The sequence below is a fragment of the Rhizobium sp. 268 genome (assembly GCF_036571585.1).
GTDB lineage: Bacteria > Pseudomonadota > Alphaproteobacteria > Rhizobiales > Rhizobiaceae > Rhizobium > Rhizobium redzepovicii.
This window is the reverse complement of record NZ_JAPPSO010000003.1, coordinates 190331-215158: the sequence shown is the minus strand read 5'-3', so window position 1 is coordinate 215158 and position 24828 is coordinate 190331. Positions and strand designations below refer to the sequence as shown.

Genomic DNA, 24828 nt, shown 5'->3' with positions numbered 1-24828 from the left:
TAATTTCTGTTGAATTGAAATCAAGACGCAGGCGCCCGTCACGACGCTAGTTTTTGAAACTGGTGCGAGGCTCACATGATGATGTGCCGGGCAAGATCGTGCTCGTGGAACACCAGATTGGGCAGATAGCCGAGTGCTACGAAATATTCCCGGTCTCTGTCGACGTTCACGAAGACGGCGGTGCTATCGAGCGCACTGTCGCTGAGTTCTGTCGTCACCCTTACCTTTTCGCGTAGGCCGAGTTCGCGCATCAGCTCTTCGAGCGCCGCGATTTCCGTAAAGCCGGCGAGAAGCAGCGTATCGATGCCGATCGCCGAATTCACTTCGCTCACAAGCGTCTGGATGACGACCATCAGGGGCAGCGTTTCACGGAAGGGGCGGATTTCCGGGTGATCGAGCATCCCGCCCCACATGATGCGGGTATAGAGCTCATACGCCTTGATGTAATTCTTACTCACTGCCCAGAAGCGGAAGGCGACCGCCATGCGATTGAGCGTGAAGATCTTGCACATCTCCTCATATTGGAGACGCTTCTCTGGCGTAAGGGGCAGCGCCCCGCGCCTGACGCCCGTATAGAGAAAATATTCGAGCCCGCCACGATAGCGATCCCAGCTCGTCATGACGTCGTTGGTGCCCTCCTGCTGGCGATCGCGGGTGATCACCGAATTGGTGATCGAGCGGTAGAACGGCCGCTGCAGGAAGGTAACCGCGCCCTGATCGAGAAAATGCGCAAGGAATGGGAACGGGTAGAAACAGAATTCCCGCGGGATCCAGGCCGACCGCAGGGTTGACGAGCGGTAGATGGCGATTTCCGGAAAGATGTGGCGTTCGCAGAGATATTGGAAGACTTCGCCGAAGCTGCCGTGCGGAAACTTTCGATCTTCCTCGACATCGTAGAACTTCATGATGTCGGTTTTGGCGACCTCGTCGTAGAGGAACCACGGTGCATGGGCGCAGGTCACTTCCCGATTGTTGTCGAGATATCTGATGGTGTCGGCCACCGCCCCGGCAATTAGGATATCATCGTCGGCCAGGTAGATGAGATATTCGCCCTTGCTGAGGCGCATAGCGCTTGTGACGTTCGCCGCGGCGCCGGCGTTGGCTTCACGCTTATAGTAGCGGATCGGCAGCCCGCGGCCGATGAATTCCTCGACCACGTGCTGCGTGCCGTCCGTGGAGGCATTGTCGCAGATGACGACTTCGAAGGGAAAGTCGAACTTGTAGTCGTTCTCGCAATAGGTCAGCGAGTTTCTGAGATAGGCTTCACGATTGTAGGTCGGGATGCAGATGCTGAGTTTGATGCCGCTCAAACGCTTGCTTCCTGGCTATAGCTTTCAAGCGCGGCATCGCGCTCGCTGATGACGCTCGGCGTGAACGGCCAGGCGATGGAAAAGGCAGGATCGTCCCAGCGGACCCCACGGGCAAGTTCCGGCACGTAAGCTTCCGACATCTGGTAGAAGAGTTCGCACTCATCCTCGAGCGTCAGGAAACCGTGTGCGCATCCGGCCGGTATGTAGAAAGCGTTGCAACTGGCAGCATCGAGCTCGACGGAAGCCCATCGGAGATAACTCGGCGAATCCGGCCTCAGATCGAGCGCCACGTCGAAGACCCTGCCGCGCGTGGCGCGCACGAGCTTCACCTCCGGCCGCGGTTGGGCCTGGTAGTGCATGCCGCGCAGCGTCCCGCGCCTATGGTTCCGCGAGACGTTGCATTGCGGATAGACCGGCACGAGACCGCGGTCGGCAAAGGTCCGCGCGTCGAAAGTTCGCGCGAACATTCCCCTGTCGTCGGAGCGCGCGTCGACTTCCACGACAAAGGCGCCCGAAACCGGGGTCGGAAGAAATTTCATCCGAGCACCGTCAGTTCCGGCACCGCAACGGCGAACCGTCCGCCCCAGGCGCCGACCCTGCTGTTGGCCGCAACGACTTCGTTCTTGATATTCCAGGGCAGGATGAGCACATAATCCGGCTGCGTCTCGTCCATTTTCTCAGGCGCGTAGATCGGCAGCTTGCTGCCCGGCAGGTAATGGCCCTGCTTGTGCGGGTTGCGATCGACGACATAATCGATGAGTTCGGTGCCGACACCGCAGAAGTTCAGCAGCGTGTTGCCCTTGGCGGCGGCGCCATAGGCAGCGACACTCTTGCCGTTCTGCTTGGCTTCGTTGAGGAAGGCAAGCAGCCCGTCCTTGATCGGCGCTACACGGCTCTGGAAGGCCTCGTAGGTTTTCGTCCTGTCGAAACCGGCGGCGGCCTCATCGGCGCGCACTTTGGCAAGGTCGGGGCCGGTTGGGTGAGCCGTGGATGTTGCGCGGCAGGCAAGCACGCGCAGGCTGCCGCCATGGGTCGACAGTTCCTCCACGTCGAATACTTTGAGGCCGTGCGCTGCGAACACCTTTTCGACGGCCAGCAGCGACAGATAGTAGAAATGTTCGTGGTAGACGGTATCGAACTGGATGTTTTCGATCAGCCGCAGCAGGTGCGGGAATTCGACGCTGACGACGCCATCCGGCTTAAGAACGGCAGCGAGCCCGCCGACGAAGTCATTGATATCGGGCACATGCGCCAGCACGTTGTTGCCGATGACAATGTCGGCGGCAAGGCCAAGCGAGACGAGGTCGGCAGCCGTTTCCTTGCCGAAGAAGCGCGCTTCGGTGGGAACGCCGATTTGCCGCGCCACCTCAGCGACATTCTCAGCCGGTTCGATGCCGAGCACGGGCACGCCGGCCTCGACGAAATGCTTCAGCAGATAGCCGTCATTGCTTGCCACCTCGATGACCTGCGATGCCGGGCCGAGGCCGAAACGCTCGCGGGCCGTGACGGTGAACTGGCGCGCATGCTCCACCCAGCTGTCGCTATAGGAAGAGAAATAGGCGTAGTGGCTGAAGATATCCTCCGGCGGAACGAAGGCGTCGGCCTGCACCAGCCAGCATTGCGAGCAGACGAAAGCGCGCAGCGGATAGGAAGGTTCCGGCTGCTTGAGCTGCTCTTCGGTCAGATAGGCATTGGCGAGCGGCGTCGAGCCGAGATCGACAAAGCGGTGCGTCAGCGGAGCGCTGCAGAATCGGCAATTATGCGCTGTCATGATACTGTTTCCTCATAGGCCGCGATCTGGCCGAGCGAGAAGGCGCGCATGTCGGCTCCCTCGCGGTTGGCCTTGTACCAGGCGGCTGTCCAGTCGATAGTCTGCTGCAGGCTGAGGCGCGGACGCCAGCCGATTGTGTCGAGCGCCAAGGCCGAGCTCAGCGTCAGCGCCGGCGCTTCCGGCAGATGTTCGCCTGGCGCCGGCCGCCACACGTCTCCGACGCTGTGCGCGCGTCCGAGCGCCTCGGCAAGTTCGCAAACGGTCGCGAAGCTCTCAGGGTGCGGACCGAAATTCAAGGCATCAGGCAGATCCCTGCCACGCTCCTCGGTCAGCACCTCGGCGAAACGGAGATAACCGCCGAGCGGTTCCAGCACATGCTGCCAGGGGCGGATAGCCTCGGGATAGCGCAGCATGATCGGTTCGCCGCCTTCGAAGGCGCGGATGAAATCCGGGATCAGCCGATCCCTGGACCAGTCGCCGCCACCGATGACATTGCCGGCCCGCACTGTGGCGAGCCTGAGATCGCGTCCCTTGAAGAAACTGTCGCGATAGCTCTGGCAGACGAGTTCGGTGCAGGCTTTGGAATTGCTGTAGGGGTCCTTGCCGCCGAGCGTATCGGTCTCGACGAAAGGTATGCCGCTGCCGCTGTTCGCGTAGACCTTGTCCGAGGTGATGACGAGCACTGTCTTGACGGAGGGCGTGTGCCTGACCGCGTCGAGAACATTTGCCGTTCCCAGGACATTGGTCGAAAAGGTCTCGGCCGGGTTCTCATAGGAGCGCCGCACCAGCGCCTGTGCCGCCATATGGATGACGATCTCCGGCTCGAACCGCCGGGAGAGCGCAAGCAGCGCCTCGGCGTCGCGGATATCGACGATATGGTGGCCGCGATCATCCCACGGAGCAAGCTTCTGGTAGAGCGACGGTTCGGTCTCGGGTGCCAGCGACACAGCGGCGACATCGGCGCCGAGCCGCTCCAGCCACAGGGAAAGCCAGGAACCCTTGAAGCCGGTATGCCCGGTTAGGAAAACCCGCCGCCCTTTCCAGAAGTCCGTCAGGCCCATAGCTTCCACGGCGCCTTTCCGGAATTCCAGAGTTCTTCCAGATGGGTGCGCTCGCGCAGCGTATCCATCGGCTGCCAGAAGCCGTCATGCTTGAAGGCGGCAAGCTGGTTGTTGGCGGCAAGCCACTCCAGCGGCCCGGCTTCCCAGATCGTGTCGTCGCTTGTGATGAGATCGACCACTGAAGGGTCGAGCACGAAGAAGCCGCCGTTGATACGCTGGCCGTCGCCTCTCGGCTTCTCCACGAAGGAGGTGATGTACTGGCCCTCGATATTCGTGGCGCCGTACCGTCCGGGCGGGGTCACCGCGCACATCGTCGCCTTCAGGCCGTGATCGCGATGGAAAGCGACTTCGGCGGCAATGTCGATGTCGCCGACGCCGTCGCCATACGTCATGCAGAAAGGTTCGCCTGGTGTCAGATGGTCGCGAATGCGCCCGAGACGGCCGCCGGTCATCGAATGCATGCCGGTATCGACGACGGTGACGCGCCAGTTCGGCCGTTTGCCGCCGTGATAATTGATGCTGTTGGCGCCGAGGTCGACCGTGATATCGCTGTGGTGGAGAACAAGGTTTACGAAATATTCCTTGATCATATAGCCCTTGTAGCCGGCGCAGATAATGAAATCATCGAGGCCGTGATGGGCGTAGATGTTCATGATATGCCAGAGGATCGGCATGCCGCCGATTTCGACCAGAGGCTTAGGCCGTACGCTGGTCTCCTCGGCAAGGCGCGATCCGAGACCACCGGCGAGAATTACAACTTTCATCCCAAGCGAACTCCAGAGTCTTTGGAAGCGATTATTGTCTACGGCCGGCGCCCGGCGAGGCCGCCCGGCATGCGGGGGCACTCACAGGTGGAACGGCCGTATGGTCATCCTGGTCCCGGTATCCGATTTCGTTCTTGTGCGAGGCTTGCGGGGGTGTCGACCAGGTACCGCGCGCGCTCGGCAGGCCGTTGAAACGCTTCCTGCCGTCCCGGCACGCTTCTTGCATTGTTACTAATATTCTAACTCTTGGGGAGAAAGTGCCATGCAATGGAACACATCGGCGGATTTTGCGCCTCTCGTTCTCTTTCTCGGCGACCGGCACAAACGCAAGATCGTCCGGACGCTCCGAGACGCCGCTGAAGTTCTGATGACCGACTGGCCGTTTGAGGATGGAGAGGAATATGTTGCGGCGGTGAAGGTTTGCGCCGATGCCGTCATGGGGCAGGCTGGGATGGACGAACTCAGGGAACTGCTTCTGAGCGCCGCCAGAGAAGCCGGCATGGGAGTGCTGACCGTCATTCCCGACAGCAGGAAGACCCATATGGCCGCGTGAAGGTCGTTAACCCTGCCCGATCGACGGCCAGGCATCTGGATCAAGCTGGAGTGGACTGCCTTCCGTTTCGGGCGATCTCAGGCTGGCAGTTCCGAAATCAGGGCAATTAAGGAGGCTGCGCACTATTTCAGTTTAATGCCAGCAGCGACGTACCGGTTCGAATTCGTCAAGTATGGAGAAAATCTCTTGCACATAGTCCGTCGCGGTCCATTTGCGCGCACGAATATGACCCTTTTCGATCATCTGTTGCCGCAGTTCGGGGCTTGCCTGCAATTGTCGAACCGCAGCGGCGATTGAGTCCGGCGCCAATGCGTCGACGTATAAGGCCGCATTCTCCAATTGTTCGCGGGCACCGTCATAGTCTGATGCAATCACCGGGCAGCCAAGGGCAAAGGCTTCCAGAGGCGGCAAATTATCCGGTCCGAACAGGCTTGGATAAGTAAGCGCGAACGCTCCCTGATAAAGCGCAGTCAGGTCTTCACGAGCGACAAAACCGAGGAACAGCACCTGCTGCTCTACACCAAGGGTGCGCGCCAGCGAGCGCAAGTGGTCCAGATTACCGTGATCGGAGCCGACCAGCGCGAGCTGGAACGGCTCGGTCTCTCCGTCATTGATCAACCGTAATGCGTGCAACAAATTGGCGTGGTTCTTGTGGGCCCAAAACTGTGCTGGATAGTATAGATACCGGCTGGTAATTCCCAGCGCCCGGAGCCGGGATGCGGTGTCGGCCGCAGGTGGATTGAAGCAGAAGCTCGGCGTCGGCAAGGGAAGGACACGGATGCGCTTTGCGGGAACGCGGTAGAAGTTTTCGATTTCGCGCCGGCCCTCTTCGGTGCCTGTGATCACATAGGCAGCACGTCTGACATAACGGCTGAAGAATTCTTCGCGGATATCCCACAGGCTGCTCAGGCTGACTTCGGGAAACCAGGGCTGCAGCCTGTGCTGGAGGTCGAACACGGTGGTAATGTAGGGCACGTCGAAAGCCTCATGCTCATAGTGCCCGATCGACCAGGTGAACTCGATTTCATTGCGAACCAATACCGCGGCGGCCCGACTGATTTTTGGCCCCTTTTCGATCGCTCTCTCGCCTTTTCCCAATAAGCGCCGGACGAAAAGCTTGACGCGGCGGCGTGGCGTCAGCGGCGGCTCGGGAGCATCCATAGGGGAAATATGGACATTGTCGGGCCGGCCTGGAAGAGCAGAAAAATCCTCTTGCTTGTGGTGCTCACAAATCACGTGGAATTCGTGATGCGACTTTGCAGCCAGTTCCAGAAAGGACCTGAATATATCCTGCTGATAGGTAAACACGCCGCCAGAGTGCGGGGAAGGGTCATTGAAGAAAAAACCGATCTTCAAACTGCGCTCCGTTGTTGGCCCTGGTCAGTAGCCGTAGGCCCGCCCGACATTTTCCGCACGACGTAGGTCATGTTCCAGTCGCCGCTGGAGACGGCCTTTTCCGGCTGCAAAAATGGGCACCGCAGAAGAACCTCAAAGCCGAGCGCCTTCAGCAAATCGACCATTTCCTGCGGAAAATAAAACCGCACGCGATGGTTCTCACTGAAATGCTTCACCACCCCGTCGGCATACTCGACCTTGAATTCAAAATTGACGACGGCTTGTTGTGCGACCGTATCCAAGGTGGTACGAGAAACGCGCTCAACCTTGCGTTTGTCGTCCGCTTCCTGCCTTACCTTGTGGGGAGAATATTGCGGCAGCACTGCCGTGCCGTTCCACACATCGAAAATGAAAATGCCGCCGGGCGCCATTTTCTTTGCGATATTCTTCAAGGTCAGCTCAAAATCGGCAAAGTCGGTGAGGTAGCCAAGTGCCGCGAACATGGCCAGGACGACGTCGAAAGTACCCTGGATTGCGTCGGCCGTCTGAAACGAGCACTCATGAAATCGCACATCCAGCCCACGTTCGGCCGCGCTGTTGCGCGCCACCGCCACCATTCCCGATGAGATGTCGCTGCCTTCGACAACATAACCCTTGGCCGCCAGTTCCATGGCGTGGCGCCCGGTCCCACAGGCGAGATCCAGAACCCGAATCGGTACATGGTTTTGACGCGGCGCATGCTGCTCTATCAGAGCCGCGACAAAACCAGCCTCGCCGGCATAGTCCTTATCGCGGTATATGAGGTCATAGATCGCGGAATATTCACCGAACGGAATCGGTTCCTGCTCTTTGCCTGTCACGGGCGCATCAGCACTCATTGGTCCAAGACTTCGATCAGGCTCTGACAGACATAATCAATGTCATCATCAGAGATTGCCGGGCCACTCGGCAAGTAAAAGCCGCGCAGGCCAAGGTCGTTCGCAACCGGGCATTCATCGGCGCTGGTCCAACCGCGTTTGATAAAAATTTCCTGCATGTTGTAAGGCAGGAAATTCTCGCGGCTCTCGACGCCTTTTTGCGCCAGCGCATGCATCACCTCTGCGCGCCGACCGGCGTTGCGTCCGCTGACGAGCACCATGTACATCCAGTGAACGTTTCGGGCATACGGCTTTTCCATCGGCAACTGCAGGTCGTCGCGCCCACCAAGGCGTTGTCCATACGCGTTCGCGATGGTCCGTTTGGCGTCGATGATCTGTTCGATCTTGCCGAACTGGGCATGCCCGATCGCCGCCTGCAGATTTGTCATCCGGAAGTTATATCCGATGTCCTTGTGCATGAACTTGTTCTTGTCGCCGAACGCCAATCCCTTGAGATTGCGTGCGCGATCGGCCCACTCGCCGTTATTCAGTGTCAGCATTCCGCCTTCACCGGTCGTGATCACCTTATTGGCGTAGAAACTGAAGCAGCCGATGTCGCCGATGCCGCCGACCTTGCGGCCTTTATACAGAGCGCCATGAGCCTCGGCACAGTCCTCGATGACATAGAGATTGTGCTCGCGAGCGACTTCCATCACAGGATCCATGTCGACCGGGTGACCAAACAGGTGCACCACCAGGATCGCCTTGGTTTTGGATGTGATCTTTGCTCGCAACAGCGTTGGATCGAGATTCAAAGTATCGGCTTCGGAGTCGATCGGCACAGGATGTGCGCCCTGGTACAGCACGGCGAAAAACGTTGCCATATTGGTCAGCGAGGCCACCAGCACCTCGTCGCCGGGACCGATGGACAGGGTCGCCAGCGCCAAGTGAAGTGCCGTGGTTCCGCTGGAAACCGCCACGCCATGGGCACAATCGCAATAGGCCGCGAATTCCTGCTCGAACATTGGCAGGTAGTCGCCAAAGAAACCCGAGATAGCGCCTTGGGCCAAGGCATTGTTGACGTGATGGGTCTCTTCCGCCCCCAACAATGGCTGCGAGACGGGCACGCGACGTGTGGACACGGGCGAATCCTGACGTAGAGGGTTTATCGACATGGGTTAAGCACCGGCTGCCAAAGGAACGTCGAGACGGAACGTGTCGCTTTCGTATTCCTTGCCGCCACGCGGTCCACTGGTAAAGACCAGCAACTCCGCCTCATCCAAGCCGACGAGGGCGTGACGCACATGCGGCTTCGTAACGGTGAAATCGCCGGGATTCATCACCGTCTCGACCACTGGCTCGCCGGGTACCTGACTGACCAGCTTGATGCTGCCCGAGATCAGATAATTCCACTGGGTGGTTTCCTTGTGGTAGTGGTTGCCGCGCACGGCGCCTTTGGAAAAGGTGATGCGGGTAATCGCGTTGATGTTCTCGTTTTCGAGAAGATCGGTGATTTCGCCACGAGCATCCTTGAATGCGGGGACCAGCGAGATTTTCGCCATTGCGTGCTCCTTAAGAGTAATCAGTCGACGATTTTGGGGAAGGGGATCGGGATAATGAATTTGCCTCCCCGGCGCCGAAATTCATGCAGGTTCCCGATGATTTCGTCGGCGAAATTCCAAGCCAGGAGCAGAGCATAGTCAGGCTGATGTTTGAGCAGTTCTTCGTCAGAGACCACCGGAATGTGCGCCCCTGGGGTATAGCGACCAATCTTCAGCTTTGATTTCTCGGTGACGAAATCAAGTATGTCGGCGTCAAGCCCGCAGTAATTGAGCAAGGTCATGCCCTTGGCGGGAGCGCTGACGGCTGCGATCCGTTTGCCTTCATGTTTCAGCGAATGAAGCATCCAGGTCAGTTCGTCCTTGTTGCGCCGCACGGCCGCGGCAAACTCGGCAAGTTTGTCATGGCTGTATATGCCCATGTCCACCTCTGCCTGCGCCATCCGTTCTGCGTCCGGCGAGGCAGGCCACATGCCGATCCTGCCGACATGCACACGGAAAGAGCCGCCATGGATATCGCGCTCCTCGATATGAAATATCTCCAGGCCGTGTTTACGGAAAAAGGCCAGCAACGGTTTGACCGACAGGTATGAGAGATGCTCGTGATAGATAGTGTCGTATTCATTGTGCTTGAGCAGATTGACGAAATACGGCGCTTCGAAAATGAACACACCGCGTTCGCTGAGCAATTCCTTGACACTCGATATGAAGCTGTCGAGATCATCCACATGGGCAAATACGTTGGTCGCCGTCACCACTGATGCATGGCCTTTATCAGCAACGATGGTGCGAGCGGTATCTTCATTGAAAAAATCACAGATCGTGTCGATGCCATTGGCCTGCGCGATCATGACGATGTTTGCCGCAGGATCGACTCCCTGCACCCGCAAGCCCTGGCTTTGGAAAGCTCCCAGCAGCACACCCACATTGCTGCCGATATCCACCGCCAAGTCCTTCGGCCCCAATTGCAGGCGCGCAACCACACTGGCGGCGAATTCGGACCAGTGCGCCTGGCCGGTGCGGGTGGTGGAGGATTCGTAGGGATAGTCGTTCCGGTATAAAACTTCTGGAGATACGACATGACTCAACTGAGCCAAACCACAATCGTCACACATCATCACCTGCAAGGGATAATGAACGTCCGGCTCGCGCGATTGATCCTTGCGCCGGAATTGGTCGGCCGGAGGTGTAAAACCCAAGTCGAGAAATTTATGCAACTTGGTGCTGCCACACATACGACAATTCATGGGTGATATCCCTTTATTTCCTGTAGTCCGAAACCCAACCGGCGATGCACTTATTTGACAGCAGACCGCCGAATTCAATTGATCAAGGGTTTGCGAAATCGGTGTACTGAATATTGAACGGACGACGGCAATGCAACGAAGTTTTTCCGATCCGAACGGCGTTCCCGCACTGATCTCGCCCAAAAGTCGATCATCTCAGCGACATTCTTCCTCGACGCATCGTCGGCATGAGGCTTGCCTGATGGTTTCGGAGAATCGGACTCAAGGCCGCTTACGCAACAGGACGGTTGCAACGAGGTTGCCGACGTCAGCTTTCAGCTGAGGGCTGCACCTGAGCTGTTGGAAAACAAGGCGCGAAATCTATCCTGCGAAATTCGCCCAGTTCGCCGCCGATCCGAACAAAGCGGCCGATCGTTCCGGACAGGGCAAAAACCGCACTTCGGAATCCCGAAATTCTGCCGCTTCGGGATCCCGAAATGCGCCGGGTTTTGCGAGGTGTCGCCGTCGGGAAACGTCGAATGATTTCAAGCCCGCAACCAATTTCGGGATTACGAAGCGCTATATTGATTATGATAGGGAGTTCCGGCGATCGCCGCCAGTACTTGTCCCGAGAGGACGGTTAGGTCTCGAGATCAAGCTGGAGCGGAGTGCGGGTTGCTTCGGCGACTTTACGCTTCCGATTTTTTGCCGCACGGCGTGGCGGCTTTATGATCCCCGGCAGTCGATGGCGGCCCGCTATCGGCGACCGAGAATACGCGTCAATGTGGATTTTGAAAGTCCTTGAAATTGAGCAGACAAGCCTTGAGCGCTTTGCCGCGGGTCTTTTCCACAGGCACAAAATGCGTAAATTTTGGAAAGGCTTAACTTCTTGATCCGGTAGTGATCAAGAATGGAATGGTGCCCAGAAGAGGACTCGAACCTCCACACCCTTTCGGGTACCAGCACCTGAAGCTGGCGCGTCTACCAATTCCGCCATCTGGGCGACGGAGAGCGATGTAAGGGGGCGGCTCCTGACTGTCAACCGGGTTTTTGAAGTTTTTCTGACAGTTGGCGAAAAACAATTGATCACATGCGAGGGAGTGGCCGGAGGGCAGGCATAGCGCTTCTCTTGGTACGCCCTATATAGAGAAAATATCGAAAGGAATGCCTCATGCCCGTTGCCCGCACGCTTCTGTTCGCCGGTCTTCTTGCTGTTTTCGCGCCAGCCGTGGCCGGCGCTGATTCGCTGAAGCTGGGCAAGCCGGGGGTCGGGCCGCTCAACACCGGATCGACGCTGTGCGATTTTCGCGGCTGTTTCGGTTTCGGGCCGCAGCAATGGCATCGCCCCGCTTATATCCAGCCGAATTACCGGCCGCGTGGCGCGACGGGGCCGACCTATTATCAGCCGGGTGCTGCCGGGCGGCCGCAGCTGACCTATGACCCGCCGCCGGTGCGCCGGGTGCAGCCGAACGCTCCGAACAAGCATATCGCCTGGTGCACCAATGAATACCGCTCCTACAATCCGAGGACGGATCATTTTCTCACCTATGAAGGCGTCTACAGGGTCTGCCGCTCGCCCTATCGCTGAGGCTGCTGCGGTCAGCTTTCCAGCGAGGCGCGGTCGACATGGCCGAGATCGCGGCCGGGCTCGATAATGTCGCGGACCCGCTGCTTCAGCTCCTTCGGCCCGGGAAAGCCGTTGTCGCGCTTGCGCTCCCAGATCAAATCGCCATTGACGCGGATCTCGAAATTGCCGCCGGTGCCGGGGATCAGCGCCACCTCGCCAAGGCTGTCGGAAAAGGTGTGCAGCAGCTCCTGCGCCATCCAGGCGGCGCGCAGCAGCCAGTTGCACTGGGTGCAGTAGAGGATCGAGACGCGGGCTTTTTCGGTCATGGTGTTTCCTTTCATTCGCGTGGATTTAAGCCCTTGCGGCGTGCTCACGCAATGGCGCGCAAGCATCTTGCGCGTCGTTCGCCGGCATGGTCTCTTCCGTCGTCGGTCACACCGGGGAGAGCCCATGCGAGTCGCAGTCGTCGAAAATATGCGCAATACCGGTCTTGGCGCGCTTGCCACGGCACTCGACGAGGCGGGAGCTCATATCGAGTGGTTCCGCGTGTGGCAGGACGGCATCCTGCCGCGGGATATAGTCGGCCATGACGCGCTGGTCGTTCTCGGCGGCGAGCAGAGCGCGCTGGATGATGAGACGCATCCTTACCTGCCGGAGCTCGTGCGGCTTTCGCGTGCCTTCGGTGATGCCGGCAAGGCCGTGCTCGGCATCTGCCTCGGCAGCCAGATCCTCGCCCGCGCCTATGGCGCCGACAATCATCTCGGCACCGCCCGCGAATTCGGCTGGCACAAGATCGGCGTCACCGCCGAGGGCCGGGTCGATCCGCTACTGTCGGCGCTTGGCAGCGAATTCACCATCTTCGAATGGCATGCCGACACGTTTTCCCTTCCCGAAAGTGCGGTGCGTCTGGCGACGAGCCTGGTCGCCGATAACCAGGCCTTCCGCATCGGTCGCGCCGTCTACGGCACCCAGTTCCATTTCGAGGCCGGCCGAGCAGTCGTTGAGCAATGGAAGGCGGAATTCCCCGATACGATCGAGCGCATCGCTCCCGGCTGGCTAGAGAACCATGCCGAACTGGCGGCAAGACATGGCGGTGCCGCCGATGCCGCGGGCCTTGCCATCGCGCGTGCCTGGGTCAGCCTGATCGAACCGGCAGAGATCGGAATATTGTCCGAGGCCTCGGTTTGAGAGGCGACTCGATGCCGGCGAGCGAATATGAAAAGATGGCGGCGGGTGAGTGGTATTGCTGCCTCGACGACGAACTCGATGGCCTACGCCAGCAGGCGCGCCGTGCCGTTCACGCCCATAACACGCTGCCGCCGGATAAGCGCGGGGCTGTCGCCCCGGCGCTCAGAGCGCTATTCGCTGGGGCGGCGCCCGATATCTTCATCGAAGCGCCGTTTCACTGCTCCTACGGCATCAATATTACCCTTGGCAAGCGCGTCTATTTCAATGCCGGCTGTACTATCCTCGATTCCGGCCGCGTGGCGGTCGGCGACCGCACGATGTTCGGCCCCGGCGTGCAGATCTATTGCGCCGAACATCACAAGGATGCCGCCTTTCGCAGCGCCGGTATCGAGATCGCCCGGCCGGTTGCGATCGGCAGCGATGTCTGGATCGGCGGTGGCGCCATCATCCTCGGGGGAGTGATGATCGGCGATCGTGCGATCGTCGGCGCTGGCGCCGTTGTGACCAAAGACGTGCCGACGGGCGCAACCGTGGTCGGCAATCCGGCGCGTCGGATAAACGCCGTCTGAAACTCGGGCTGCCGCGTCTCCCTCGACAATGGCGCCGGCTCCGCTAGATCAGGTGGCGAAAGGGGAGAACTATCATGACAGCACAGAACCTACCCATGGAAGGCGGCTGCCGCTGCGGCCGGGTGCGGTTGAAGATCAGCGCGCCGCCGCTGCTGACCATGGCTTGCCATTGCACGGGCTGCCAGAGGATGACAGCAAGCGCCTATTCGCTGAGTGCCGCCATCCCCAGCGAAGGTTTCGAAGTGGCGAAGGGCGAGCCTGTCATAGGTGGCTTGCACGGCACGACGAAACATTATTTCTGCCCGCATTGCATGAGCTGGATGTTCACCCGCCCGGAAGGCATGGACTGGTTCGTCAACCTGCGCGTGACCATGCTCGATGACCCCAGCTGGTTCACCCCCTTCATCGAGACATGGACGAGCGAGAAACTGGCCTTTGCCGAGACCGGCGCGGTGCACAGCTACACGGCACTGCCGGAGATGGCGGCCTATGAGGGGTTGGTCAAGGAGTATATGGCGCGAGGTTGATCTCAGAAGCCTTGGAAGAGGAAGTCCAGGGCGCTGATGATACGATCGCTGTCGGCCGTGAGATCGGCGGCTGCGACGCCTATCTCTTTAACGGAAATCGCACCGATAAATTGGGTCGCCATAACGTATGGCACGCCGTTGATCACGAATTGCGGGTTGAGCTGACGCATGATTTTGGGAAGAGCTTCCAGCGGAAGCATTGGCGCCATGATCCGCGTCGTGAGGTCGCCATGCAGGTCTGACTGCAGATCAAGCGCAAGCGCATTCGTATGGATCAAATTGTAGACATGAAACCGAGCCATCAGAACTGTCGATATTTATGAAACGGCAGGCCGTGCTTTTCGACATAGGCATTGGAGGCGGCAATTGCCTCCGCGTTCTCGATACGCCATAGCCGTTCGCGTTCCGCCTTTATGGCCTTCGCGATCCCATCTTCCGCCGCCCGGGATATGTTGATCTTCAGCTCACGCGCCTGCGATACGAGTCCCTCATCGAGAGAGAGGTTTGCCGCTTTCCTTGCCTGCTGTGCCATAACGATCTCCTTATGCGCAGATCATATGCGCATAAGGTGCCATTGAGAAGCGTTATTCGTCGCCCATCTTCAGCGCTGCGATGAAGGCTTCCTGCGGAATCTCCACCTTGCCGAACTGGCGCATGCGCTTTTTGCCGGCCTTCTGCTTGTCGAGCAGCTTGCGCTTGCGGGTGGCGTCGCCGCCGTAACATTTCGCCGTCACGTCCTTGCGCAGCGCCGAGATCGTCTCGCGGGCAATGACGTTGCCGCCGATCGCCGCCTGGATCGGGATCTTGAACATGTGCTTCGGGATCAGCTCCTTGAGCTTCTCGCACATGTCGCGGCCGCGCTTTTCGGCGGCGGTGCGGTGCACCATCATCGACAGCGCGTCGACCGGCTCGCCATTGACGAGGATCGACATCTTCACGAGGTTGCCCTCGCGGTGATCGGTCAGCGTATAGTCGAAGGAGGCATAGCCCTTGGAGATCGACTTCAGCCGGTCGTAGAAATCGAAGACGACTTCGTTGAGCGGCAGGTCGTAGGTCAGCATCGCGCGCGTGCCGACATAGGTGAGCTCGATCTGGATGCCGCGCCGGTCCTGGCAGAGTTTCAAAATGCCGCCGAGATAATCGTCCGGTGTGAGGATCGTCGCGCGGATCCACGGCTCGTGGATTTCCGAGATTTTCACGACGTCGGGCATGTCGGCCGGGTTGTGCAGCTCGCGCTCGGAGCCGTCGGTCATGAACATCTTGTAGACCACCGACGGGGCGGTGGCGATCAGGTCGAGATCGAATTCGCGCTCCAGCCGTTCCTGGATGATTTCAAGATGCAGCAAGCCGAGGAAGCCGCAGCGGAAGCCGAAACCGAGCGCCGCAGACGATTCCATCTCGAAGGAGAAGGAGGCGTCGTTGAGGCGAAGCTTGCCCATGGCGGCGCGCAGATCCTCGAAATCGGCGGCATCGACCGGGAACAGGCCGCAGAACACCACCGGCTGCGCCGGCTTGAAGCCTGGCAGCGCTTGTGCCGTCGGCCGCTTGTCCTCGGTGATCGTATCGCCGACGCGGGTATCGGCCACTTCCTTGATCGAGGCGGTGATGAAGCCGATCTCGCCGGGGCCGAGGCTGTCGACGGTGACCATCTTCGGCGTCAGCACGCCGACGCGCTCCACCTGATATTTCGCATCCGTGCCCATCATGCGAATGGTCTGACCCTTGGTCAGCACGCCGTCGATGATGCGCACGAGAACCATGACGCCGAGATAGGTGTCGTACCAGCTGTCGACGAGCAGCGCCTTCAGCGGCGCCTTGTCGCCGCCCGGGCTCTTCGGCGCCGGCAGCTTGTGGACGATCGCCTCAAGAACATCGGGAATGCCGAGGCCGGTTTTCGCCGAAATCAGCACGGCCTCCGAAGCGTCGATGCCGATCACTTCCTCGATCTGTTCCTTGATACGGTCGGGTTCGGCGGCCGGCAGGTCGATCTTGTTGAGGACGGTGACGATCTCGTGGTTGTTGTCGATCGCCTGATAGACATTGGCGAGCGTCTGCGCTTCCACGCCCTGGCTGGCGTCGACGACGAGCAGCGAGCCCTCGCAGGCCGACAGCGAACGCGAGACTTCATAGGCGAAGTCGACGTGACCGGGCGTGTCGATCAGGTTGAGAATATATTTCTCGCCATTGTCTGCCTGGTAATGCAGGCGCACGGTCTGGGCCTTGATGGTGATGCCGCGCTCGCGCTCGATATCCATATTGTCGAGCACCTGCTCGGACATTTCGCGCTCGGCAAGGCCGCCCGTCGTCTGGATCAGGCGGTCGGCCAGCGTCGATTTGCCGTGGTCGATGTGGGCCACGATCGAAAAGTTGCGGATATGGGATAGCGGAGTGGTCGAATTGGTGCTCATGCGCGCCATATAGCAGCGCCGCCCCCTGCCGCAAAGCGGTAATTATCCCGCCGTTTACGCTATTTTGCGGGCCGGTCGGCGGCGTGTCAGACCGGCCAGGTCTCCAGCCGCCAGGCCGAATCCCAGAACATCCATTCATATTGCGAGGCGCGAACGAAGACATCCATCATTTCGGCGCGCTCCACCGGCGATGCAGCGCGGGCGGCGATATCGGTCAGCGCGATCACTTCGCGGGCGCCGGCGGCAAATTGCGGATCGCCATAGGTGTTGATCCAGGCCTGGAATGCATTGCCCTCGATCGCCGGCCGGCTCTTGATCGCCTCGCCGACATGCCAGTAGATCCAAAAGCAGGGAAGGATGGCGGAAAGTGCGACTGCATAAGAGCTGTGATAGGCGGTGGCGAGCAGGAAATTCGTGTAGGCGAAACAGGCAGGCGACGGTTCGGCCGCTGTCACGTCTTCGGAAGTGATGCCGAACTGGGTGAGGAAGCCGGCATGCAGGCCCTGCTCGACGGTGATCGCCTTCTGCGCCGAACCGAGAAAACGCAGCACCTGCGCATTGTCGGGCGCCTTGGCCGCGACGATCGCCAGGCAGCGTGCATAGTGCTTGAGGTAAAGCGCATCCTGGAGAATGTAGTGCCGGAAAACCTCAGGCGGCAGCGTGCCGTCCGAAAGACGCGTGAGAAGCGGCAGCACCTCGATCTCGGCCATGACGGGCGCGATCCTGTCCCAGGCGGCGGCCGTGAAGCTTCCCGTCAGTTCCATGCTCTGCGTGCTGGCGTCCATCACTATCTCCAATCTCAATTGCGCTGCCATATATCTGCGAGGCTGTGGCGAAAGCAAGGTTGGTTTGCCCCCTGCGAGGCTTGATTCCATCATCAGATCATGTATTTCTCTTATAGTAGAATCAGGGATCGGATATGGAAGAGCAACTGGAACAGGCAATCGGCATCCGTATCCGCAAGCTGCGGCTGGACAAAGGATTGACCCTTGACGATCTCGCCACGGCTTCCGGCGTCAGCCGGGCGATGATTTCGCGCATCGAGCGGGCGGAGGCGAGCCCCACCGCCTCGCTGCTGGCGAGGATTTGCGCCGCGCTCGGCCTGTCATTGTCTGCCTTCTTCGCGGAGGAGGGGGAGCAGGCCTCGCCGCTTGCCCGCCGGCAAGAGCAGCAGATCTGGCGCGATCCGGAGACCGGTTATCTCAGGCGGTCGGTCTCGGCACCCGGCACCGCCTCCGACGTCGATATCGTCGAAGTCGAATTCCCCGCTGGTGCCCGCGTCAGCTTCCCCCCGCATGCCGCCTCCCATGGCATGACCCAGCATATCTGGCTGTTCGACGGCGAGTTGGAGATGACGGCGGGCGAGGTGGCCTACCGGCTGCGCCCAGGCGATTGCCTCTTCATGCCGGTCGGCGAAGGCCATGTCTTCCACAATCCCGGCAACACGCCGGCACGCTATTGCGTCGTGCTCGATCGCGGCGGCCGCTAACAGCTTCAGTTCAGGAGAAGACCATGCCCGATATCTGTATCCTTTCCGCCGAGGAGGCGCGCGCCGCCATTCCGGGGCTTGCGCAAGTGCTTGCAGATTGCGTCGCCGGCGGCGCCTCCGTCGGCTTCATGCAGCCCTATGGGCCAGACGATGCCGAACCCTATTGGCGCGATGTCGCCGATACCGTCGCCACCGGCGGCAATCTGTTGCTGGTCGCCAAACTGGAAGGCCGGATCGTCGGCACGGTGCAGGTGGGGGCCGCGCAGATGCCGAATCAGCCGCACCGCGGCGATCTGAAGAAGCTCCTGGTGCATCGCTCCGCCCGCGGGCGCGGCTTCGCCCGGTTGCTGATGGAGGCCGCCGAACGCGAGGCGGCACGGCGGGGCAAGACCCTGCTGGTGCTCGACACGGCGACTGGCAGCGATGCCGAGGCGATCTATCCGCGCCTGGGCTGGCAGCGGGTCGGCGTCATCCCGGATTATGCGCTGTGGCCGGAAGGCGGCTTCTGCGACACCACGCTGTTCTACAAGCGGCTCGCCTGAATGCGCCGGCCGGCTCATCTCAGATGGCTCATTCCGGATGGCTGAAGGCGGAAAGCGTCTCGTGGAGCCTGGCCCCAGCCGTCCATTGCGCCGCGTTCCAGCCGAACTGCCGTGCCGCTTCGATATTTTCCTCAATATCGTCGATGAAGCCGATCTCGCCGGGCTGGACGCCGGCACGCCCGGTCGCCAGCCTGAAAAAATCCGGTGACGGTTTGCGGTGTCCGAGTGCTGCGGAATAGAGGATGTCATCGAAATGAGCGTTAAGACCCAACTGCTGCATCAGGTGGCGCGCCCGTCTGTGCTCCTGATTTGTCGCCAGAAAAAGCGTGACGCCGCTTTGCCGGAGAGCAGCGAGGTCCTCTAGGAGAGTGAGATCAAGTCGGGAATCGTTCTCGAACCAGTAATCGATCATCGTCGCGGCGCTGAGATGCGGCGCGATCTTTTCCAGTACTTTGGCGAGGCTGGGCTCCAACGGCTCACGGCCAACGATGATGTCGGCCCAGCACGTCTGGAAGAATTCCCGAGCGGCAGGCCGTCAGCCGGCCGGCCATGAATGAGCACACCGTCGACATCGACCATCAGCACTTTCATGCGGAGAATTTCCTCGTTCTCAAAACAGCGAAGGTGGCGCTATTGCTCTGGATGATCAAGAGCTCGCTTCGCCGCTTTTTTGTCGCGGCAACCCCGTGTAAATCTCGATCGTCAATCAACGGCAGGATCTGAAATGCGCGTCATTTATTCCGAAGACCACAAGCTGCGCGATGCCAAAACCGAACTCTATGCCGGCCAGCTGGTGACGCCGTTCGAGGCGCCGTTCCGGGCCGAATGGATCCTGGCGGCGGTCAAGGAGGCGGGTTTTGCCGATGTCGTGGCGCCCGAGGCGCAAGGGTTGGAAACGGCCAAAAAGGTGCATGATCCCGCCTATCTCGATTTTCTCGCCACGGTCTGGGACCGCTGGGTGGCAGCTGGTTTCACCGGCGAGGCGATTGCCAATTCCTTTCCGGTGCGCCGCACCAGCCAGCGAGTGCCTGACAATATCGTCGGCGCGATCGGCCATTACGCCAATGCCGCCGACACCTCGATCACCAAGGGTTCCTACGAGGCGGCGATCGCCTCGATGCGCTGCGCGGTGACGGGCGCCGACTGGCTGGGTGAGGGCAATCGTTTCGCCTTCGCGCTTTGCCGCCCGCCCGGCCATCATGCCGGCATCGATCTTTTCGGCGGTTATTGCTTCATCAACAATGCGGCTGTGGCGGCGCAGCGGCTGCTCGATCGCGGCGCGAAAAAGGTCGCCGTGCTCGATGTCGATTTCCACCATGGCAACGGCACGCAGGATATCTTCTATCATAGAGGCGATGTCTTCACCGCCTCGCTGCACGGCGATCCGATGCAGGCCTTTCCCTATTTCCTCGGCCATGCCGACGAGGAGGGCGAGGGGGCGGGCACCGGCGCCAACCGCAACTATCCGATGCCGCCGGGCACGCCCTGGAATGTCTGGTCTTCGGCGCTTGCCGACGCGCTCGCCCGCATCAGGGCCTTTGGCGCCGAGGCGATCGTCGTCGCGCTCGGGGTCGATACTTTCGAGCGCGACCCGATCTCCTTCTTCAGCCTGACCTCCGACGATTTCACCCGCATGGGTGCGCTGATCGCTTCAGCCGGCCTGCCGGTGCTCGTCTGCATGGAGGGCGGCTACGGCGTGCCGGAAATCGGCCTCAACGTCGCCAATGTTCTCAAGGGTCTTGAAGCCTGATCGCTTGATATGAACGACGAGACTGGTCCATCCGATATCCCGACACCGCGCATGCTGAGCTGGGCGCGCAACTCCGCCATCTATCGCCTTGAGCGGCGGATGATGACGGAAAAGCAGCTCTTCGACGCCATCACCCGCAAGGCCAAGGAGAAGTTCGAGGATATCAGTGCCGCACAGCTCAAGGCGGTTGCCGATTTCGCCGTCAAATTTGCCTATGACAACAAGGTGCTCGACGATAGCGCCTATGCCGAGATCAGCACGCGCTCGGCCGTTCGCGGCGGCAAATCGAAACGCGCGATTGCCCAGAAGCTGACAGCCAAGGGCGTCTCCGGCGACAGGGTCGAGGCGGCACTTGCGGACGCGGACGATCTTTATGCCGCAGCGATATTCGCTCGCAAGCGCGCCTTCGGCCCCTTCCGCCGGGTCGAGCTCGACGACAAGCGAAAGGCGAAGGAGCTCTCCGCTTTTGCCCGCAATGGCTTCAGCTTCGAGATAGGCAAGAAGGTCTTCGATATGAGCTTCGAAGATGCCGAAGAGGTCATCCTCTCCGGCCGCCTTTGATGCATCAGGTCTTTTGCTGCCTGCATCAGAAGTTTGAATTTGCCGGTTTCAAGTCGCCTCCGTATGAACAGCGCTGAAGCGGAGATGCACATGGAAGACAGAACGAGTGACGGTTCCGGCGTGCTGGCAATGAAAGCGCCCGCAGCATCCGGCGGCCTGGCGGCTGGCGCGCTGATGTGCCTGATGTCCATGTCCTCGATCCAGTTCGGCGCGGCACTTTCCTCCTCCGCCATCGCCGCCTATGGACCTGCCGGCGCCAGCTGGCTGCGCCTTGCCTTTGCCGCTCTCATTCTAGCCGTCGCCGTGCGTCCGCGCATATTCAGCTATACGAGAGAGCAATGGGCAAGTGCTCTGGTTCTCGGCACGACGACGGCGCTGATGACGATGAGTTTTTTCGCGGCGATCGAGCGCATACCGCTCGGTCTTGCCGTAGCGATCGATTTTCTCGGCCCGCTTTCGGTCGCGACCATCGGCTATGGCCTCAGCCGGCGCCTCGTCTGGCCGTTCATTGCCGCGCTCGGCGTTCTGGCTCTTGCCCATGATGGTGAAGGCTGGGTTGGGAATATCCAGGGCATTCTCTTTGCCTGCGGCGCGGGAACGGGTTGGGCGATCTACATCGTGCTCACCAAGAAGATCGGCGCAAGCTTCAAGGGGCTGGAAGGGCTTTCCATGTCGCTGATGGTCGCCGCTGTCGTCGCCACGCCCTTCGGCTTCGCAGGCGCCGTGCCGGCGCTCGATAGCTATGGCCTGATCGAAATGGCGGGCCTTGCCGTTCTCGTGCCGCTGCTGCCCTACACGCTGGAGCTGATTGCCCTGCGGCGCATGCCGACAACTTCGTTCGGCATCCTCATGAGCCTCGAGCCGGCCATTGCGGCTCTTGCGGGCTTCGCCATTCTGACACAGCCCATGACCCTTCTGCAGCTGGCGGGAACGGCGCTGGTCGTCGCAGCAAGCGCCGGCGCCACCTTCTCCGCAAAGCAGTAAGGGATCAGCCCATCTTTCTGGCGGGATCGTCGAGGGCGGGATTGTAGAACAGCGAGAGCGTCAGGCTTTTGGCGATCCGCTCGGCCGTCGCCATGAACCAGGCCTTTGCCTCCGGTGTTGGCGCGATATCGTCGAGGGTTGCGGCAAACAGCGACAGCCATTTCGGAAAGAGATCTGGCGTCAGGTTCTGGACGCCGGTATGCGCCTGTACCGGCTTGCCGCCATAGGCGCCGCTGCGGAAAGCGACCGCCGACCAGAAGCTTTTCATCTTCTCCATATGCGCCGGCCAGCGGCCGGAGAGCCGGGCGTCGAACACCGGGCCGAGATCGGGATGAGCAAGCACGCGGGCGTAAAAAGTCTCGACCAGCCTGCCGATGAAGGCCTCGTTGACACCCATTTCCAGCATCTCGGCCTCCGCCCTTTCGCGGATCGCCGCGACATGGGCAGGGCGCCCTTGAATCTCATTGTCCATCATAAACCCCGGCGCCGCGTGATGCGGCAGCACTCATATAGGTGTTTACGACAGCGAGCCAAAGGCGTTCGTGCCCGCTTGCGGCAATCTGTCAGCCGGCCTTCGCACGCTCTTGACCCTCATCCCCTCCTTCTTTAGATTTAGAATAATTCTAAATTTGGAGAAAGTCATGTTGGCGCGGTTTTTCAGATCCTCGAAACGATCGTTCGAATCGCTGTCCGAGCAGGAGATTCTCGCTCTCGCGATCGCCTCCGAGGAAGACGATGCCCGCATCTATCTCGCCTATGCCGACAGGCTACGCGGCGAATTTCCGGCCTCGGCCAAAGTCTTCGAAGATATGGCCGAGGTCGAGGACACGCATCGCAAGTCGCTGTTCGAAATCCATCGCCAGCGTTTCGGCGAGCGCATTCCGCTGATCCGGCGCGAGCATGTAGAGGGCTTCTACGAGCGCAAGCCAGACTGGCTCAGGGCAAATCTTACCCTGGAGGCGATGCGCCGCGAAACCGAGGCGATGGAAGAGCAGGCTTATCGTTTCTACGTCGAGGCGGCAAAACGCACCTCGGATGCCTCGACGCGCGAGCTTCTCGGCGATCTCGCTCTTGCCGAGCAGGGGCACGAGGACATCGCCCGCATGCTGGGCGACAAACACACGCCTGAAGATGTCAAGCATGACGAGGACGCGACGGTGCATCGGCAATTCGTGCTGACCTATGTGCAGCCGGGCCTTGCCGGGCTGATGGACGGCTCGGTCTCGACGCTGGCGCCGATTTTCGCCGCCGCCTTCGCCACGCAGGATACCTGGCAGACCTTCCTCGTCGGCCTTTCAGCTTCCGTTGGCGCCGGCATTTCGATGGGCTTCACCGAAGCCGCACATGACGACGGCAAGATCTCCGGCAGAGGCTCGCCGGTCAAGCGCGGCCTTGCCTGCGGCATCATGACGGCGCTCGGCGGTCTCGGCCACGCACTGCCCTATCTGATCCCGCATTTCTGGACGGCGACGATCACCGCTGCCGTCGTTGTCTTCTTCGAACTCTGGGCCATCGCCTTCATCCAGAACCGCTACATGGAAACGCCATTCCTGCGCGCCGCCTTCCAGGTGGTCCTCGGTGGCGGCCTGGTGCTCGGCGCGGGGATCCTGATTGGGAATGGGTGAGCTGCGGTCGGGCGCAGCCCGAGCAATCGATCCGTGAATCGATTGCAGCAGCGAACGCCCGGAGCCATTCGGAGGGCCGGGAGACGGTGCGGCAAACGCAACCCATTTACAGTGCCGCAAACCCCACGACGATTTTATATCACCGCCGCAGGCACAACAATCGGCCCTTATCGTGAGGCGCCCCGCGCCGGGCTGGAGAGAGGGCCCGCCGGCATCCTTGCCCTTCGCTTGCGCTCCGTGCATTCGCGGCTTTGCCGCTCCCCCCCTCATCTGCCTGCCGGCATCTTCTCCCCGCTGGGGAGAAGGGACTCGCGGCACCGTCTCGATCCTCTTGAGACCTTTGATGCAGGAATGATGCCCGTCAGGGCAGATGAGGGGGTGAGGAGCGCAAGCGACGAACGCCTTGAGCGTAGCGAAAGGCAGGTAGCGGCAAACACCACAGTTCTCCGGCATAGAAAAAGACACCGTCCACCCAAAAAGCAAAAGGCCGGCTTTCGCCGGCCTTTTCCCACGCCCCCCAAAACTCTTAACGCAGTGCGCCGACCAGAACGTCGCGGCCGTTCTCGATGGTGACCCAGCGGCCGGAATTGTAGCTCGACTGGCGCTTGACGAAGGAATAGGGCGTCCCAAACCACGGCTTAACGTCGGAAGCGAGGTTGTCGAGCACGAAGTCGCCCTCGGCGGTGCGCAGCGTCAGCACGGCATGGCCTTCACCGTCGGGCTTGCGCACGACGGTCATCAGCAGATCGGCGGCCGAAAAGCCGCGCTGGATCAGCATGCGGCGCTTCAGCAGCGCGAAATCCTCGCAGTCGCCGGCAGTGGTCGGATAGGCCCAGACTTCATCCTTGCCGTATATTTCCTTGTCGGTCATCGGTGTGATCGTGCGGTTGACCGTGGCGTTGACCGAACGCACCAGCGACCACTTTGCCGGGGTCATCTCGACCGGGCCGGAATTGCGGTTTGCCCCGCATTCGCTGCGGTGAATCTGACAGAAATCATAGTGTCCGATCGGCTGGGATGTGGCATTGCCCGTGACCATTGAAGCATTTCTGCTGGGGGCCGGTATGGCGGCCGTCGCCATCGCAAACATGGCCATCATGGCCACAAAAATACCCTTCATCCGCACGCCCGCTCTTCCTCGCATCGCCCCTTATTTATTAACAAAGTGTTAATGGAGAGGGC

The 24828-nt window shown here is 60.4% G+C and carries 28 protein-coding genes, 1 tRNA gene and 1 pseudogene; 11 read left to right on the top strand and 19 right to left on the bottom strand.

Annotation, left to right across the window (positions count from 1 at the left end; genetic code table 11):
• Window positions 1-71: 71 nt before the first annotated feature.
• The 5 genes from OS035_RS07625 to rfbF are packed head-to-tail and all read right to left on the bottom strand — an operon-like array spanning window position 72 to window position 4906.
• Window positions 72-1310, bottom strand: a complete 1239-nt coding sequence (locus OS035_RS07625) for a glycosyltransferase family 2 protein (protein WP_097624523.1) — start codon at window positions 1308-1310, stop codon at window positions 72-74.
• Complete coding sequence (rfbC, locus tag OS035_RS07620) at window positions 1307-1849, bottom strand: dTDP-4-dehydrorhamnose 3,5-epimerase (protein WP_131710694.1); 543 nt, start codon at window positions 1847-1849, stop codon at window positions 1307-1309. The genes OS035_RS07625 and rfbC overlap by 4 nt, the downstream gene beginning before the upstream one ends.
• Window positions 1846-3081, bottom strand: a complete 1236-nt coding sequence (locus OS035_RS07615; protein WP_097624525.1) for a class I SAM-dependent methyltransferase — start codon at window positions 3079-3081, stop codon at window positions 1846-1848. Before OS035_RS07615 ends, rfbC begins: the two co-directional genes overlap by 4 nt.
• Complete coding sequence (gene rfbG, locus OS035_RS07610; RefSeq protein ID WP_097624526.1) at window positions 3078-4142, bottom strand: CDP-glucose 4,6-dehydratase; 1065 nt, start codon at window positions 4140-4142, stop codon at window positions 3078-3080. Before rfbG ends, OS035_RS07615 begins: the two co-directional genes overlap by 4 nt.
• The gene (gene rfbF, locus OS035_RS07605) at window positions 4133-4906 is read right to left on the bottom strand and encodes a glucose-1-phosphate cytidylyltransferase (RefSeq protein WP_097624527.1); all 774 of its coding nucleotides are present in this window, start codon (window positions 4904-4906) and stop codon (window positions 4133-4135) included. The genes rfbG and rfbF overlap by 10 nt, the downstream gene beginning before the upstream one ends.
• A 262-nt stretch (window positions 4907-5168) precedes the next feature.
• On the opposite strand from rfbF, the gene OS035_RS07600 reads away from it, so the two are divergent.
• Window positions 5169-5459, top strand: coding sequence for a DUF982 domain-containing protein (locus OS035_RS07600; protein ID WP_097624528.1), 291 nt, complete (start codon window positions 5169-5171; stop codon window positions 5457-5459).
• A 132-nt stretch (window positions 5460-5591) separates the two neighbouring features.
• On the opposite strand, the gene OS035_RS07595 is transcribed toward OS035_RS07600, so the two are convergent.
• From OS035_RS07595 to OS035_RS07570, 6 genes are all read right to left on the bottom strand, one after another.
• Window positions 5592-6815: a glycosyltransferase family 4 protein gene (locus tag OS035_RS07595; protein ID WP_097624529.1), complete on the bottom strand. Its 1224-nt coding sequence runs from the start codon at window positions 6813-6815 to the stop codon at window positions 5592-5594.
• Window positions 6812-7672: a class I SAM-dependent DNA methyltransferase gene (locus OS035_RS07590; protein ID WP_097624530.1), complete on the bottom strand. Its 861-nt coding sequence runs from the start codon at window positions 7670-7672 to the stop codon at window positions 6812-6814. Before OS035_RS07590 ends, OS035_RS07595 begins: the two co-directional genes overlap by 4 nt.
• Window positions 7669-8793 (bottom strand): DegT/DnrJ/EryC1/StrS family aminotransferase, encoded by a 1125-nt coding sequence (locus OS035_RS07585; RefSeq protein WP_183778996.1) that lies wholly within the window; start codon window positions 8791-8793, stop codon window positions 7669-7671. The genes OS035_RS07590 and OS035_RS07585 overlap by 4 nt, the downstream gene beginning before the upstream one ends.
• Window positions 8794-8829: 36 nt before the next feature.
• Entirely contained in the window at window positions 8830-9213 is a 384-nt protein-coding gene (locus tag OS035_RS07580) for a cupin domain-containing protein (RefSeq protein ID WP_012559608.1), read from the bottom strand.
• A gap of 20 nt (window positions 9214-9233) precedes the next feature.
• On the bottom strand, window positions 9234-10445 hold the full coding sequence (locus tag OS035_RS07575) for a class I SAM-dependent methyltransferase (RefSeq protein ID WP_239619924.1): 1212 nt from the start codon (window positions 10443-10445) through the stop codon (window positions 9234-9236).
• Between the two features lie 907 nt (window positions 10446-11352).
• Window positions 11353-11439 (bottom strand) — tRNA-Leu (locus OS035_RS07570).
• 168 nt (window positions 11440-11607) lie between these two features.
• Between OS035_RS07570 and OS035_RS07565 the strand changes: the two genes are divergently transcribed.
• Window positions 11608-12024, top strand: a complete 417-nt coding sequence (locus OS035_RS07565; protein ID WP_097624533.1) for a BA14K family protein — start codon at window positions 11608-11610, stop codon at window positions 12022-12024.
• Between the two features lie 11 nt (window positions 12025-12035).
• On the opposite strand, the gene OS035_RS07560 is transcribed toward OS035_RS07565, so the two are convergent.
• Window positions 12036-12329: a SelT/SelW/SelH family protein gene (locus tag OS035_RS07560; protein ID WP_097624534.1), complete on the bottom strand. Its 294-nt coding sequence runs from the start codon at window positions 12327-12329 to the stop codon at window positions 12036-12038.
• A gap of 124 nt (window positions 12330-12453) precedes the next feature.
• Between OS035_RS07560 and OS035_RS07555 the strand changes: the two genes are divergently transcribed.
• The 3 genes from OS035_RS07555 to OS035_RS07545 all read left to right on the top strand — a co-directional run bounded on the left by OS035_RS07555 (window position 12454) and on the right by OS035_RS07545 (window position 14287).
• The gene (locus OS035_RS07555; RefSeq protein ID WP_097624535.1) at window positions 12454-13191 is read left to right on the top strand and encodes a type 1 glutamine amidotransferase; all 738 of its coding nucleotides are present in this window, start codon (window positions 12454-12456) and stop codon (window positions 13189-13191) included.
• Window positions 13192-13202: 11 nt separating this feature from the next.
• The gene (locus OS035_RS07550) at window positions 13203-13760 is read left to right on the top strand and encodes a sugar O-acetyltransferase (RefSeq protein WP_131710693.1); all 558 of its coding nucleotides are present in this window, start codon (window positions 13203-13205) and stop codon (window positions 13758-13760) included.
• A gap of 74 nt (window positions 13761-13834) precedes the next feature.
• A complete protein-coding gene (locus OS035_RS07545) occupies window positions 13835-14287 on the top strand; it encodes a GFA family protein (protein WP_097624537.1) in 453 nt (150 codons plus the stop codon).
• 2 nt (window positions 14288-14289) lie between these two features.
• Here the strand turns inward: OS035_RS07545 and OS035_RS07540 are convergent, their stop codons facing one another.
• From OS035_RS07540 to tenA, 4 genes are all read right to left on the bottom strand, one after another.
• Entirely contained in the window at window positions 14290-14589 is a 300-nt protein-coding gene (locus tag OS035_RS07540; RefSeq protein ID WP_097624538.1) for a CcdB family protein, read from the bottom strand.
• Window positions 14589-14819 carry a type II toxin-antitoxin system CcdA family antitoxin gene (locus tag OS035_RS07535; RefSeq protein WP_097624539.1) on the bottom strand — a complete coding sequence of 77 codons (231 nt, stop codon included), beginning with the start codon at window positions 14817-14819 and terminating at the stop codon, window positions 14589-14591. Before OS035_RS07535 ends, OS035_RS07540 begins: the two co-directional genes overlap by 1 nt.
• Window positions 14820-14871: 52 nt before the next feature.
• The gene (gene lepA / locus OS035_RS07530) at window positions 14872-16704 is read right to left on the bottom strand and encodes a translation elongation factor 4 (RefSeq protein WP_097624540.1); all 1833 of its coding nucleotides are present in this window, start codon (window positions 16702-16704) and stop codon (window positions 14872-14874) included.
• Between the two features lie 77 nt (window positions 16705-16781).
• Window positions 16782-17480 carry a thiaminase II gene (gene tenA, locus OS035_RS07525; RefSeq protein ID WP_183852911.1) on the bottom strand — a complete coding sequence of 233 codons (699 nt, stop codon included), beginning with the start codon at window positions 17478-17480 and terminating at the stop codon, window positions 16782-16784.
• A 134-nt stretch (window positions 17481-17614) separates the two neighbouring features.
• On the opposite strand from tenA, the gene OS035_RS07520 reads away from it, so the two are divergent.
• Together OS035_RS07520 and OS035_RS07515 are read left to right on the top strand one after the other, a co-directional pair.
• Window positions 17615-18184: a helix-turn-helix domain-containing protein gene (locus OS035_RS07520; protein WP_183852909.1), complete on the top strand. Its 570-nt coding sequence runs from the start codon at window positions 17615-17617 to the stop codon at window positions 18182-18184.
• A gap of 23 nt (window positions 18185-18207) precedes the next feature.
• Window positions 18208-18726 carry a GNAT family N-acetyltransferase gene (locus OS035_RS07515; protein ID WP_331813589.1) on the top strand — a complete coding sequence of 173 codons (519 nt, stop codon included), beginning with the start codon at window positions 18208-18210 and terminating at the stop codon, window positions 18724-18726.
• A gap of 28 nt (window positions 18727-18754) precedes the next feature.
• Here OS035_RS07515 and OS035_RS07510 read toward each other — a convergent pair.
• Window positions 18755-19317, bottom strand: a pseudogene (locus OS035_RS07510) (HAD family hydrolase).
• Window positions 19318-19450: 133 nt separating this feature from the next.
• Between OS035_RS07510 and OS035_RS07505 the strand changes: the two are divergent.
• From OS035_RS07505 to OS035_RS07495, 3 genes are all read left to right on the top strand, one after another.
• The gene (locus OS035_RS07505; protein ID WP_183779000.1) at window positions 19451-20476 is read left to right on the top strand and encodes a histone deacetylase family protein; all 1026 of its coding nucleotides are present in this window, start codon (window positions 19451-19453) and stop codon (window positions 20474-20476) included.
• 9 nt (window positions 20477-20485) lie between these two features.
• Window positions 20486-21037 (top strand): recombination regulator RecX, encoded by a 552-nt coding sequence (gene recX, locus OS035_RS07500; protein ID WP_097624546.1) that lies wholly within the window; start codon window positions 20486-20488, stop codon window positions 21035-21037.
• Between the two features lie 90 nt (window positions 21038-21127).
• Window positions 21128-22021 carry an EamA family transporter gene (locus OS035_RS07495; protein WP_183852905.1) on the top strand — a complete coding sequence of 298 codons (894 nt, stop codon included), beginning with the start codon at window positions 21128-21130 and terminating at the stop codon, window positions 22019-22021.
• Between the two features lie 4 nt (window positions 22022-22025).
• Here OS035_RS07495 and OS035_RS07490 read toward each other — a convergent pair whose 3' ends face one another.
• Window positions 22026-22493 (bottom strand): group III truncated hemoglobin, encoded by a 468-nt coding sequence (locus OS035_RS07490; RefSeq protein ID WP_097624835.1) that lies wholly within the window; start codon window positions 22491-22493, stop codon window positions 22026-22028.
• 169 nt (window positions 22494-22662) lie between these two features.
• Here OS035_RS07490 and mbfA point away from each other — a divergent pair, with 169 nt between their 5' ends.
• Entirely contained in the window at window positions 22663-23646 is a 984-nt protein-coding gene (mbfA, locus tag OS035_RS07485; RefSeq protein ID WP_097624548.1) for an iron exporter MbfA, read from the top strand.
• A gap of 526 nt (window positions 23647-24172) precedes the next feature.
• Here mbfA and OS035_RS07480 read toward each other — a convergent pair.
• Window positions 24173-24772 carry a transglutaminase-like cysteine peptidase gene (locus OS035_RS07480; protein WP_003589165.1) on the bottom strand — a complete coding sequence of 200 codons (600 nt, stop codon included), beginning with the start codon at window positions 24770-24772 and terminating at the stop codon, window positions 24173-24175.
• Window positions 24773-24828: the final 56 nt, after the last annotated feature.